This window comes from Sphingomonas sp. 67-41, assembly GCF_001899725.1.
Taxonomy (GTDB): domain Bacteria; phylum Pseudomonadota; class Alphaproteobacteria; order Sphingomonadales; family Sphingomonadaceae; genus Sphingomonas; species Sphingomonas leidyi.
The window spans coordinates 694957-707516 of sequence record NZ_MKWJ01000022.1 but is presented as its reverse complement, the minus strand read 5'-3'; the positions used below and the strand labels follow the sequence as shown (position 1 = coordinate 707516).

Annotated in this window: 11 protein-coding genes; 1 reads left to right on the top strand and 10 read right to left on the bottom strand. The window is 69.7% G+C overall.

What is annotated here, in order from left to right; translation table 11 throughout:
• Positions 1-48 precede the first annotated feature (48 nt).
• Entirely contained in the window at positions 49-1338 is a 1290-nt protein-coding gene (locus BGP17_RS14355) for an adenylosuccinate synthase (RefSeq protein WP_167299898.1), read from the top strand.
• 93 nt (positions 1339-1431) lie between these two features.
• Here the strand turns inward: BGP17_RS14355 and BGP17_RS14350 are convergent, their stop codons facing one another.
• The 10 genes from BGP17_RS14350 to BGP17_RS14305 all read right to left on the bottom strand — a co-directional run bounded on the left by BGP17_RS14350 (position 1432) and on the right by BGP17_RS14305 (position 12469).
• Entirely contained in the window at positions 1432-1704 is a 273-nt protein-coding gene (locus tag BGP17_RS14350) for a hypothetical protein (RefSeq protein WP_167299460.1), read from the bottom strand.
• 194 nt (positions 1705-1898) lie between these two features.
• Entirely contained in the window at positions 1899-2969 is a 1071-nt protein-coding gene (gene aroC, locus BGP17_RS14345) for a chorismate synthase (protein ID WP_286712463.1), read from the bottom strand.
• Positions 2969-3493, bottom strand: coding sequence for a GNAT family N-acetyltransferase (locus BGP17_RS14340; RefSeq protein ID WP_167299900.1), 525 nt, complete (start codon positions 3491-3493; stop codon positions 2969-2971). The genes aroC and BGP17_RS14340 overlap by 1 nt, the downstream gene beginning before the upstream one ends.
• Complete coding sequence (gene fabI / locus BGP17_RS14335; RefSeq protein ID WP_167299901.1) at positions 3490-4293, bottom strand: enoyl-ACP reductase FabI; 804 nt, start codon at positions 4291-4293, stop codon at positions 3490-3492. The genes BGP17_RS14340 and fabI overlap by 4 nt, the downstream gene beginning before the upstream one ends.
• On the bottom strand, positions 4290-5135 hold the full coding sequence (locus BGP17_RS14330) for a YihY/virulence factor BrkB family protein (protein WP_167300499.1): 846 nt from the start codon (positions 5133-5135) through the stop codon (positions 4290-4292). The genes fabI and BGP17_RS14330 overlap by 4 nt, the downstream gene beginning before the upstream one ends.
• Positions 5136-5246: 111 nt before the next feature.
• Complete coding sequence (locus tag BGP17_RS14325) at positions 5247-6200, bottom strand: DnaJ C-terminal domain-containing protein (RefSeq protein WP_286712462.1); 954 nt, start codon at positions 6198-6200, stop codon at positions 5247-5249.
• An 86-nt stretch (positions 6201-6286) separates the two neighbouring features.
• Positions 6287-7177, bottom strand: a complete 891-nt coding sequence (locus tag BGP17_RS14320; RefSeq protein WP_286712461.1) for a transglutaminase family protein — start codon at positions 7175-7177, stop codon at positions 6287-6289.
• Positions 7177-9579 carry a circularly permuted type 2 ATP-grasp protein gene (locus BGP17_RS14315; protein WP_286712460.1) on the bottom strand — a complete coding sequence of 801 codons (2403 nt, stop codon included), beginning with the start codon at positions 9577-9579 and terminating at the stop codon, positions 7177-7179. Before BGP17_RS14315 ends, BGP17_RS14320 begins: the two co-directional genes overlap by 1 nt.
• A 110-nt stretch (positions 9580-9689) precedes the next feature.
• Entirely contained in the window at positions 9690-10316 is a 627-nt protein-coding gene (locus BGP17_RS14310) for a DUF4198 domain-containing protein (RefSeq protein WP_286712459.1), read from the bottom strand.
• Positions 10317-10339: 23 nt separating this feature from the next.
• Positions 10340-12469, bottom strand: coding sequence for a TonB-dependent siderophore receptor (locus tag BGP17_RS14305; protein WP_286712458.1), 2130 nt, complete (start codon positions 12467-12469; stop codon positions 10340-10342).
• Between the last annotated feature and the right edge of the window lie 91 nt (positions 12470-12560).

Sequence of the window (12560 nt, the reverse complement as noted above, 5' to 3'; positions counted from 1 at the left end):
GTCGAAGGGCGGCTTCGGGCCCGCCCCGGCAGGCGGAGACGTGTATCCATGGCAAATGTAGCGGTTATCGGCGCCCAATGGGGCGACGAAGGCAAGGGCAAGATCGTCGACTGGCTCGCCGAGCGCGCCGACATGGTCGTGCGCTTCCAGGGCGGCCACAATGCCGGCCACACGCTGGTGGTCGGCGAGAATGTCTACAAGCTCTCGCTGCTCCCCTCGGGCATCGTGCGCGGCACCCCTTCGGTGATCGGCAACGGCGTGGTGCTCGATCCCTGGGCGCTGCGCGACGAAGTGGAGCGGATCCGCGCCCAGGGCGTGGACGTGACGCCGGACACGCTGATGGTCGCCGACAATTGCCCGCTGATCCTGCCCTTCCACCGCGACCTGGACGGGCTGCGCGAGGATGCGAGCGGCGCGGGCAAGATCGGCACCACCCGGCGCGGCATCGGTCCCGCCTATGAGGACAAGGTCGGCCGCCGCGCCATCCGCGTCTGCGACCTCGCCCATCTCGACGATCTCGGCCCCCAGCTCGATCGCCTGACCGCGCATCACGACGCACTCCGCGCCGGCTTCGGCGAGCCGCCGATCGACCGCGCGGCGCTGGTCGAGCAGTTGCGCGAGATCGCCGGCTTCGTCCTGCCCTTTGCCCAGCCGGTATGGCGCGCGCTCAATGCCGCCCGCGAGCGCGGCCGCCGCATCCTGTTCGAAGGCGCGCAGGGCGTGCTGCTCGACATCGATCACGGCACCTATCCGTTCGTCACGTCGTCGAACACGGTGGCGGGCACCGCCGCTTCGGGCTCGGGCATGGGCCCGGGCGCGGTCGGCTTCGTGCTGGGGATCGCCAAGGCCTATACCACCCGCGTCGGCTCGGGCCCCTTCCCCGCCGAGCAGGACAATGACGTGGGCGAGCGGCTGGGCACGCGCGGCCGCGAGTTCGGCACCGTCACCGGACGCAAGCGCCGCTGCGGCTGGCTCGACGCGGTGCTGCTGCGCCAGTCGGCCGCCGTCTCCGGCATCACCGGCATCGCGCTGACCAAGCTCGACGTGCTCGACGGCTTCGACGAGATCAAGGTCTGTGTCGGCTATCGGCTGCGCGGCGAGGCGATCGACTATTATCCCTCGAACGCCGCCGATCAGGCCGCGGTCGAGCCGGTGTGGGAGACGATGCCGGGCTGGCAGGAAACCACCGCGGGCGCGCGCAGCTGGGCCGAACTGCCGGCGGCCGCGATCAAATATATCCGCCGCGTGGAGGAGCTGATCCGCTGCCCGGTGGCCCTGGTCTCGACCAGCCCCGAGCGCGAGGACACCATCCTGGTCCGCGATCCCTTCGCGGACTGATCCGGCCGGGCCCGCGATCGACGCGCGGACCGCCGAGGCAATGCGCTACCCGTCCGGCCAGAGCGGGTAGCGCATCCCCTGCGTCAGGAGCCCTTAATGGGGCTTCTTCTTGTCCTTCTTGCCGCGCTTGTCCGAATCTTCGGACATCGCCGGATCCTGGCTGGGGGAAGCCGGATCGGGCGCGGGCGTGGCCGTGGCGGCATCCGGCGCGGGCGCCGGGGGATTGGCGCTCGGATCGGGTGCCGGCGCAGGAGCGGGGTGCTCCGTCGGCGAGGTCGCGGACGGATCGGTGGGGGAAGTGGTCTGGGCGAAGGCCGCGGGGGCAGCCAGCAGCGCCGCGGCGCCGATCAGGGTCTTGAGCAACATAACGGGGCAATCCTCCTTCGGTTTTTGCCGAAGACCCTTCGAGCCGCCGCGCATGTCCGGATTGTTTCCCGATGTTACGGCCAGCCCCGGCCCGCGCACGGCTGGGCAGCGAGCCGAGCCGGACGAGGGACGGGCCGAAGACGCGAGGATTGCCGGGAGGGGAGGATCGCGCCCCGCCCCGGGCTGCGGAGCGCTCAGCCCGTCTGCGCGCGGTGGAGCAGCTTCTGGTCCGCGAGGACGAGTGCGACCATCGCCTCGACCACCGGCACGCCGCGGATGCCGACACAGGGATCGTGGCGCCCCTTGGTCATGATCTCGGTCGCCTCGCCTTCGCGCGTCACGGTCTCGACCGGCGTCAGGATCGAGCTGGTCGGCTTGAACGCCACGCGCACGCGCACCGGCTGGCCGGTCGAGATGCCGCCCGCGATGCCGCCTGCATGGTTGGCGAGGAAGACGGGCCTGCCGTCATTGCCCGGGCGCATCGCATCGGCATTCCGTTCGCCGGTGAGCGCGGCGGCCGCGAAGCCGTCGCCGATCTCGACGCCCTTCACGGCGTTGATCGACATGCAGGCGGCGGCCAGCTCGCTGTCGAGCTTGGCGTAGAGCGGCGCCCCCCAGCCGGCGGGCACGCCGCTCGCCTCGCAGGCGATCACCGCGCCGAGCGAGGAGCCTGCCTTGCGCGCGCCGTCGACCAGCGCCTCCCAGCGCTTGGCGGCTTCGGCGTCGGGGCAGAAGAACGGGTTGTTGCCGATCTCGGCCGCATCGAAATTGGCGGGGTCGATCGCGTCGCCGCCGATCGCCTCGACCCAGGCGAGGATCGTGACTTCGGGAATCACCAGCCGCGCCACCGCGCCCGCCGCCACCCGGGCCGCCGTCTCGCGCGCCGAGCTGCGCCCGCCGCCGCGATAGTCGCGAAAGCCGTATTTGGCGTCATAGGCATAATCGGCATGGCCGGGGCGATAGGCCTTGGCGACTTCCGAATAGTCCTTGGAGCGCTGGTCGACATTGTCGATGTGGAGCGCGATCGGCGTGCCGGTCGTGCGCCCCTCGAACACGCCCGAGAGGATGCGGGCCTGGTCCGGCTCCTGGCGCTGGGTGGTGAAGCGCGACTGGCCGGGGCGGCGCTTGTCGAGGAAAGGCTGGATATCACCCTCGGACAGGGCCAGCCCCGGCGGGCAGCCGTCCACGACCGCGCCCAGCGCCGGGCCGTGGCTCTCGCCCCAGGTGGTGAAGCGGAAGACGCGTCCGAAGGTGTTGAAGCTCACTATTCCCCGCCCAGCTGTGCGAACGCCGGTGCGTGCGTCGCGGCGCCGCGCACCCCGCACGGCATGGCGCCGCCCTGCAGCGGCAGCGCCATCAGATAGTCGCCGGCATAGGGCGAGGCAAATCCGCGCGCCCATTCCGCCGCGAAGCCGAATCGGCCATAATATGCCGGATCGCCGAGCACGAAGGCGAGCATCGCGCCCGCATCGGCAAGCTGGGCGATCCCGGCCTGCACCAGCGCCTCGCCCACGCCCTGCCTGCGCCAGGCCGCCCCGACGGCCAGCGGCGCGAGCGCCACCGCCGCGATCGGCTTGCCGGCGATGGCAACGTCCATCCGGCTGAACGCGATCATGCCGGCCAGCGCGCCGGTCTCCTCGTCGTCCGCCACCAGGGTCAGCACCATGTCGCCGTCGATGCACAGCCGCTGGACCAGCCTGGCCTCGTCCTCCGCCGGAAAGGCCCGGCGGAGCAGGGCGTCGATCGCGGCGACGTCCCCGCCCGTCGCAGGGCGAATGGCGATGCTCACGAAAGCGCGATGTCCGGTGCGTCCTCGGCCTTCATGCCGATCACGTTATAGCCCGCATCGACATGGTGGATCTCGCCGGTGACGCCGGCCGCCAGGTCCGAGAGCATGTAGAGCCCGGCGCCGCCGACATCCTCGATCGTCACGGTGCGGCGGAGCGGCGAGTTCAGCTCGTTCCACTTCAGGATATAGTTGAAGTCGCCGATCCCGCGCGCAGCGAGGGTCTGGATCGGGCCGGCCGAGATCGCGTTCACGCGGATATTCTCCGGCCCCATGTCGACCGCGAGATATTTCACGCTGGTCTCCAGCGCGGCCTTGGCGACGCCCATCACGTTATAGTGCGGGATCACCTTCTCAGCACCGTAATAGGTGAGCGTGAGGATCGAGCCGCCGTCCGGCATCATCTCGCGCGCGCGCTTGGCCACCGCGACCAGCGAATAGGCCGAGATGTTCATCGTCATCAGGAAATTGTCGAGCGTGGTGTCGTAGAACTTCCCGCGCAGCTGCGACTTGTCCGAGAAGCCGATCGCGTGGACGACGAAGTCGATCGTCGGCCATTTCGCTTTGAGCGTGGCGAACGCCGTGTCGAGCGCGTCCATGTCCGACACGTCGCAATCGATCAGCGTATCCGAGCCCAGCTGCTCGGCCAGCGGCTTCACGCGCTTCAGCAGCGCATCGCCCTGATAGCTGAACGCCAGCTCGGCACCCTGTTCGCTGAGCTTCTTCGCGATGCCCCAGGCGAGGCTCTTGTCATTGGCGAGGCCCATGATCAGCCCGCGCTTGCCCTGCATCAATCCGGTCACGACGGCGTATTCTCCCTTTCTCTGGGTTCCTCTAGACCGTTCTCGGGCGTTTCCGCCAGAGCCGCGTTCAACTCCGCGCCGACGACGAGCCCCAGTCCGACGAGAAAGAAGAAGATCAGCGCGATCATCACGCCGGCCAGGCTGCCATAGGTGAGGTCGTAATTGCCGAGCGTGCCGAGGATCTTCGGCAGCAGGGCAGTGACCAGCAGCCACCAGGCCGCGGTGAACAGCGCGCCCGGCCATTTGGGGCATCTGCTCTTCCGGTAGCGGCCGGGGGTGAGCGAGTAGAACAGGATGTAGAGCGCACCGAACAGCGCGATGGCGGGCGCGATCTTGCTCAGCGAGACGATGCGCTGCGCCTCGGATGCCCAGGGGAAGATGGTGTAGAGGAACTGCTCGACGGCGGTCAGGATCACCTGGAAGCTGAACGCCGCCATGGTGATGATCACCGAGGCGATGATCATCCCGATCGCCCCCAGCCGATATTGCCAGAAGGGCGTGCCCGAGCGGACGCCATAGGCCTGGCGCAAGATGCCGCGGATGGTCTCGATGAAGCCGGCCACGGTCCACAGGCCGACGATCGCGCCGAACCAGAGCAGGTTGCCGGTCCGCGCCATCAGCACGTCGGACACCGGCTTGCGCAGCAGCTCGGCCACATCGGGCGGCACGGTGCGCAGGAACGCATCGAGCGTGTGGATGCCCTCGGAGCTGCGGCCGATCAGCTGCGCGATCGCGGCGGCGACGATGAAGAAGGGGAAGAGCGTGACCAGGCTGAGATAGGCCAGGTTGCCGGCATAGGTGAATCCGTCCTGGAACGTGCCGACCAGCACCCGCTTGACCACATGCCAGAATCGGGGGCCCAGTCCGATGCGGGCGAGCAAGGCGAGGATGCGGGATCCAAGCCCCGGCCCCGCTTTCGCGTCACCCGAATCTTCCCCTGTTGTCACAAGGTGTTAGACGCCCATGCGGCCACGCGGGTTCCCCTTGTCGTGCCAGCCCCTGGCAAACTCGATCAGCGCATCGTCGTCCACCGGCAGCTCGACCATCAGCGTGACGAGCAGGTCGCCCCGCCCGCCAGCGGACCCTGCGGCCTTCTTGTGGAAGCCGCGGCCCTTGAGGCGCAGCGTCTTGCCCGAGGAGGAGCCCTTGGGCACCTTGAGCATCACCGCGCCATCGGGCGTCGGCACGCGCACCTCGGCGCCGAGCACGGCCTCGGACAGGGTCACCGGCAGGTCGAGCCGGATATCGTCGCCGTCGCGCTGGAAGAAGCGGTGCGGCTGGATCTCGATCGTCACGATCGCGTCGCCCGCACCGCCCGGCCCTTCCTCGCCCTTGCCGGCAAGGCGCATCTGGGTGCCGGATTCGAGCCCGGCGGGAAGCTTCAGGTCGATCGTCTTGCCGTCGCGCAGCGTGATGCGCTGTGCCGCCAGCCTGGCCGCATCCTCGAAGCTCACCGCCAGGCGATAGGCGATGTTCGCGCCCTTGGGCGCGGCGCGGCGGCCGAAATCGCCAAAGCCCCCGGAGAAGCCGCCGCCGCCACGCCGCGCCCCCATCCCGCCGAACAGCCCCTCGAAGATATCGCCGAAGCCGCCCGCCTCGCCGCCGCCGCCGAAATCCGCGCGGAAGCCGCCCTGGCCGCCGCTGCCCATGCCCGAGCCGAAGCCGCCGAACGGATTAACGGGATTGCCGTCGCCATCGATCTCGCCGCGATCGAAGCGGGCGCGCTTGTCCTTGTCGGTCAGCAGGTCATAGGCCTGGGTGACCTGGCTGAACTTCTCCGCCGCCTTGGGATTGTCCTTGTTGCGGTCCGGATGCAGCTCCTTGGCGAGCTTGCGATAGGCCTTCTTGATATCGGCCTCGCTCGCGCCACGCGCCACGTTCAGGACGGAATACGGATCAGCTGCCATCAAAACCCCTTCGAACGCGCCGTATTTCGGCGTGTCCGCCCGCTAACGCAAGGGCCGGGGAACAAACTCCCCTCCCGGAATACAGGCTATGCCGCCGTCTCCTCCAGCGGCTCGACATCGACCGAGACGTGCATGTCCTGCGCGCCCGATCCCAGGACGATGCCGTCGATCGGCGCGATCTCGGCATAGTCGCGGCCGATCGCGACCACGACATGGTCCTCGGCCATCCAGATGCCGTTGGTGGGATCGACGCCGACCCAGCCCAGCTCGGGCCCGGCCCAGACCAGCACCCAGGCATGCGTCGCATCCGCGCCCACCAGCCGCGGCCGGCCGGGCGGCGGCAGGGTGCGGAGATATCCGGAGACATAGGCGGCGGGCAGGCCGGCGGCACGCAGGCCAGAGATCATGATCTGCGCGAAATCCTGGCAGACGCCCCGCCGCTTGTCGAAGGCGGCGCGCGGCGGCGTGTCGACCAGCGTGGCGCTGGGATCGAAGTCGAAACTGCGCTGGATCCGCACGGCAAGCGCATGGGCGGCATCGAGCACGCCGCGATCGGGCGCCAGATCGGGTGCGCACCATTCCGCGATCGCCGCGTCGAGCGGGATCTGCGGCGAGGGGAAGAGATAGGCGGCCGGGCCCGCCGGCGAAACGTCGCGACTGGCCCGCGCCAGCCCGGCGATATCGGCGAGCGTGCGGTCGCCCGGCGACGGCACCGGGATCGGCCGGTCGACCCGGATGCGCGCGCTGCTCTCGATCGTCAGCCTGTTGGTGGGCGCCTCGAGCACCAGCCGCACGACATTGGCGAGCCCCGCCTCGGCCCGCGCCGGGAAGATGCGCCCGCCCGGCTCGACCGACAGGGCATGGTCGAGCACGTGCTGGCCGGACCACAGGATCGGCTTCAATCGCAGGTTGCAGCGCGCGAACGCCGCCGGCTGGGCATAGTCGAACCGCGTCACATGGCGGATGCGATAGAGCATCAGGCTAGGACCAGCCCGGCCGCGCGCAGCGGCTCCGCCCCCTGCAGGAAATAGCGCCGCGCGACTGCATCGGAGAGATGGGCGAGGCGCAGCTCCAGCCCCGCGAGCATCGCATCGTCGATCCGCGTGGCATGGGCGGTCACCAGGATCGCCGCCAGTTCGCGCGCCTGCTCCTGCTGCGGCTCGGCCAGCCCGTCGTCGGAGAGCACCGGCAGCGCGTCCAGATGGCCCGAGATCGCCGCCACCTGATGGGCGATGCCGCGCGGGTTGCCCGGATCGAGCGCGACCAGGTCCAGCACCGGCACGCGGGCGATGCCGGTCAGATAGCGCTGGCGATAGCTGATCTGGCTGTCCGCCAGATCGAGGAGCGTGCCGAGATCGTCGCCGGTCGCGCCCGCCCGGCCGAACGCCCGCAGGAAGCGGAGCGTCGCCAGCGCCCGCTCGATCCGCCGGCCCATGTCGTGGAACCGCCAGGCATCGGTGCGCGCCGGAAAGGGCGCGTCGAGCAGCCGCACCATGTCCGCCGCCAGCCGGTCGCGCGAGACGCCGCCGATCATGCGTGCCTGCGCGTTGATCGCGGCGACGCTGTACCATCCCTCGCCATCCTCGAGCGCGGCGCGGGCAAGCTCGGTCAGGTCGGCGCGGCGGAGCGCCTTGGGCGCCGGCGCGGCATTGCCGGCGACCAGGATGTCGGCGAGCCGGCGCACGGTGTCTGCCGCAAGTGCGGCGCCGGTGTCCGCGCTGATCGAATTGCCGAGCAGCACCCGGATCACGCCCAGCTGCGCCTCGCCGCGTTCCAGATAGCGGCCGAGCCAGAACATGTTGTCGGCGACGCGGCTGGGCAGCGTGCCCGGGTTGCGCCGCAGCCGGGTGGAATCGCCCGCGGGCAGCAGCGAGACCGGCTCGACCGGATCCGCGCCATGGACGCAGACGTCCGCCGACCACATGCCCTCGCCCATCACCGCGGCACGGGCATCGGCATGTTCCCCGATCCGCGCGAATCCGCCGGGGAGCACCGTCCAGGCGCCGTCCGCTCCACGCGCCGCGAACACCCGCAGCGTGAAGGGGCGCGCGGCGAGCCGGCCCTCCGCCACCACCGGCATGGTCGAGAGGTGGGCGACTTCCTGGCCGACATAATCCTGCGGCCGGCGCGCCATGTCGGCGCGCAGGGCAGCGCGCGCCTCGCCCTGGAGCGCCGAGCCGAGCACCGGCCTGCCTTCGGGCAGGCCGAGCGGCGCGACGCCGAAGGCCGGCGCGACGAGCAGGGTGTCGAGCGCCGCCTCGACATGGTCGCGCGCCGCATCCTGGCCGCACCACCAGGTGGCGATGCCGGGCAGCTTCAGCGCCTCGCCGGTCAGCAACTCGGCAAGTTGCGGGAGGAAGGCGGCAAAGGCGGGCGCCTCGAGCAGGCCCGCGCCGGGCGCATTGGCGATCACGACATTGCCCGCGGCCATCGCGTCGACCAGCCCGGGCACGCCGACGGTCGAATGGCTATCGAGCGCCAGCGGATCGAGCAGCCGCGGATCGAGCCGGCGCCACAGCGCATCGACGCGCTTCAGCCCGGCGATGGTGCGGACATAGAGCCGGTCGTCGAGCACCGCGAGATCGCCGCCCTCGACCAGCAGCCAGCCGAGATAGCGGGCGAGATGCGCCTGCTCGGCATAGCTCGGGTCGAGCCGGCCGGGGGTGAGCAGCGCGATGCGCGGCTCGGCGCGCCGGCAGCGCATGGCCAGCCCGTCGCGAAAGGCGGCGAAGAAGGGCGCGTGCCGGGCGATGTTCAGCCGGAGCTGGAGCCCGTCCAGCACCTGCGCCATCGCCAGCCGGTTCTCGAGCGCATAGCCGGCGCCGGCCGGCGCGCGCAGATGGTCGGCGAGCACGCGCCATGCGCCGTCCGGGCCGCGACCCAGGTCGATCGCCACTGCCTGGAGGTGGCAGCCGCCCGGCGGCACGAGACGCGCGAGCGGGCGCAGGAAGAACGGGCTGCCGGTGACGAGCGCGGCGGGCACATGCCCGTCGGCGACCAGCCGGGCCTCGCCATAGAGATCGGCGAGCACGCGCTCCATCACTTCGGCGCGCTGGACGACGCCCGCGGCGATGCCCCGCCATTCGGCCTCGGGGATCAGCAGCGGGACGGGAGAGAGCGGCCAGGGGCGCTCCTCACCTTCGCCGGCGACGCGGAAGCCGGTGCCGATGTCCTCGGCATGGCGGCGCGCCCGCTCGCGCGCGCCTTCCAGATTGTCGCCCGAGAGCCCGGCCAGCTCCTCGAACGCGGCGCGCCAGGCGGCATCGTCGCGGGCATGGGCGCAGAGCATGTCGTCCGCCGTGCCAGAGGCGCAATAGTCCGCGATCCATCGATCGGCGATCCTTCGCGCGTCGAACAGAGGTGCGGCGCTGCTCGCCAAGCTTCGTCCCCAGCTATCCCGGGGGACCTAGTGCGGGAATCCCCGCTGCGTGGCAACATGGGATGCGCCGCGCGGAGCCCCGCCCCGACGCGCGCACCCCCTGCCCCCTCTCAGCGCACGAAAGTGAGCGTCGAGATGTGCATCACGCTCGCCACGTCCTGCCCGCCCAGCTTCGCCGGCGCATTCTCGACGTGCGAGGCGCCGACCAGATAGCGGCCCCTGCCGAGCCGGGGCACGGTGATCCGCCCCTGGGCATCGGTGGCGAAATGCTTCTGCCAGCGATCCGGCGTGACGATCGCGAGCTTGGCATGGGCGAGCGGCTTGCCGCGGAAGAGCAGCGTGAACGTGTCGCCGTTCGCCGCCACGGGCACCAGCTCGAGATCGAGCTTGTGGCCGGTCTCGGCGCGGCCGGCACGGGCATAGAAGATCGCGCCCTGCTTCGCCTCGCCGGCCTGCCAGGGGGCGAACACCGCATCGTCGCGCACCCGCAGGTCGCCGCTGCCGGAAACCGCCGCCTCGATATGGTTGGCGCGGCGCGTCAGCGTGCCGGTGGCGCCGATCAGCTGCGGCTGCTGGAGATGGTGCCATTCGGGGTCGCCGTCGGCGGGCACCGCCTCGGCCGGCTCGCCCAGATAGATGCGCGCCGGGCCCGTGCCGTCGCGCTCGATCCAGACCTCGTGCGCCGCCGCGGGGATGGCCGCCAGCACGGCGATGGCAGCAAGGAACAGCGTCTTCATTTCGTCTCTCCCGTCCGGATTGCCTAGAAGCGGTAATTGGCGCTCACGGTGAAATTGCGCGGCGCGCCGTAGCGATACTGGCTGAAGAAGCCGACCTGGCTGTAATAGGTCTTGTCGAGCAGGTTCTCGACATTGGCCTGCAGCTGGAGCCGCTCGGTCACCGCGAAGCGCGCCATCAGGTTGACCAGCGCATAGCCGTCCTGCCGGAAGTCGAACGGCGCCAGCGTCACCGGGTTGGTGCTCGGCGTATAGGCCTGGCTGCGATAGTTGACGCCGCCGCCGAAAGTGAGGCGGTCCACCGTATAGGTAGTGAACAGCTTGAGCAGCCGGCGCGGCTGATCGGTGTTGGCGGGCACGTCGTTGCGGTCCTCGGCCTTGAACTGGCTATAGCCGAAATTGACGTTCCAGCCGGGCAGCGGCCGGCCGGTGACCTCCACTTCGAAGCCCTGGCTGGTGACGCCCTGGGCCGCCACATAGGTCTGTTGCGGCAGCCCGCCATTGGGCGGCGTGACGACGATGTCGTTCTGCGCGACATTGTCCTGCTCGATGCGGAACAGCGCGAGCGAGGTCTGCAGCGCCTCGCCGAAAAAGGCGCTCTTCAGGCCGATCTCATAGGCCTTGCCGTTCAGCGGCGCGAGCAGGTTGAAGTTGCGGTCGCGGGCGTTCTGCGGCTGGAAGATCCGCGTGTAGCTCGCATAGAGCCGGTGATTCGGCGCGATGTCGTACAGCGCGCCGACATAGGGAATGAACTCGTTGCTGTTGCCATAGTCGGTGGCCACGCCGAACTGGACGCCGGTGATGTTCCAGCTTGCCAGGCGCCCGCCGCCGATGATCTTCAGCTGGTCCGAGACGTTCAGCCGCACTGCGCCATAATAGCCTTCCTGCGTGATCTTGGTCTTCTCGCCCACCGCCGGCGTGGTCGAGAAGCCGGGATAGGGATAGGTGCTGCCGCCGAACCGCTCGAAATCGGTGCCCGGCGGGAAAGCGAGCGCGGCGAAGGTCGCGGTGTCGCGGTCCTGCGTGCTGCGCAGCGCCCCCAGCACCACCTCGTGGTCGCGCCCGAACAGATTGACCAGGCCCTTGATCTGCCCGTCGAAGCTGTTCTGGATATTGTTGCCCTGGTCCTTGTAGGGGAAGGCGAACTGGATCCGGCCGGTCGCCTTGTCGACCAGGCCCGACAGATAGAGCAGCTCGGTCTGCTGCGCGTTCTTCACGCGGTTGTAGTTGGCGACGATGCTCCAGCGGTCGCTGAATTCGTGGCGGATCGTGGCGAAGATGTTCTGGTTGGTGGTGTCCCAGCGCGTCCAGGGCGCCGCCGGCGTCTTGTCGCGCGGCCAGTCGGTCAGGCTGCCGTCGCTGTAGAAGGTCGGCAGTGCGCCCCAGGTCGCGCCGTCGGGCCTGGCTTCCTGGTGGCTGATGCCGATGCGCAGCAGCGTATTATCGGTCACATCGGCGTCGATCACGCCGTAGAGCACGAACTTCTTGTTGCGGTAGAGGTCGATATAGGAATCGCCCTGCTCGTAGCGGCCGACCGCGCGGACGCGGACGCGCCCGTCGGCGGTGATCGCCCCGCCCACATCCCCCGAGACGCGCCAGGTGTTCCAGCTGCCATAGCTGGCGTTGACATAGCCGCCCCAGTCGCGCGCATCGGCATGTTTGCGGACCAGATTGACCGAGGCGGAGGGATCGCCCGCGCCGCTCAGCAGGCCGGTCGCGCCGCGCACGATCTCCACCCGCTCGAAGATCGACACGTCGATATTGGTCTCGCCCGCGCTGCCGGCCAGCGTCCAGTTGGTGGGCACGCCGTCCAGCTGCGTGTTCCGAATCTCGAAGCCGCGCGCATAGAAGCTGTTCCGCACGTCGTCGACTTCGTTCACGGTCACGCCCACGCCGTTCTGGATCACGTCGGCGATGCTGATCAGATTCTGGTCGAGGATGCGCTGCGCGGTGACGATGCTCACCGATTGCGGCGTCTCGCGCACGGTCAGGCCCAGGCCGGTCGCGGTATCGATCTTGTCGGGCAGCGTGTAGCGGCCGCTGACGACGATCTCGCCATCCTCGACCGGTTTCGGGGCATCTTCCGTCTGGGCGAAGGCCGGATTGGCCAGCGCGGCCAGCGCCGCGCCCAGCCAGAGGGAAAGCTTCAGGTTCAAGTCGACGACCCCTTTCCAGATCAACGCGCATGCCGTTCCGCGCGCCCTGCCGGGCCATTAGTGATATTAAGAATCGTTTGCAACTAACAAC

Excerpts from the sequence above, each read along its gene's own strand:
- BGP17_RS14355 (WP_167299898.1), top strand. The coding sequence starts at position 49 with ATGGCAAATGTAGCGGTTATCGGCGCCCAATGGGGCGACGAAGGCAAG.
- BGP17_RS14350 (WP_167299460.1), bottom strand. The coding sequence starts at position 1,704 with ATGTTGCTCAAGACCCTGATCGGCGCCGCGGCGCTGCTGGCTGCCCCC.
- BGP17_RS14325 (WP_286712462.1), bottom strand. The coding sequence starts at position 6,200 with ATGGCAGCTGATCCGTATTCCGTCCTGAACGTGGCGCGTGGCGCGAGC.
- BGP17_RS14320 (WP_286712461.1), bottom strand. The coding sequence starts at position 7,177 with ATGCTCTATCGCATCCGCCATGTGACGCGGTTCGACTATGCCCAGCCG.
- BGP17_RS14310 (WP_286712459.1), bottom strand. The coding sequence starts at position 10,316 with ATGAAGACGCTGTTCCTTGCTGCCATCGCCGTGCTGGCGGCCATCCCC.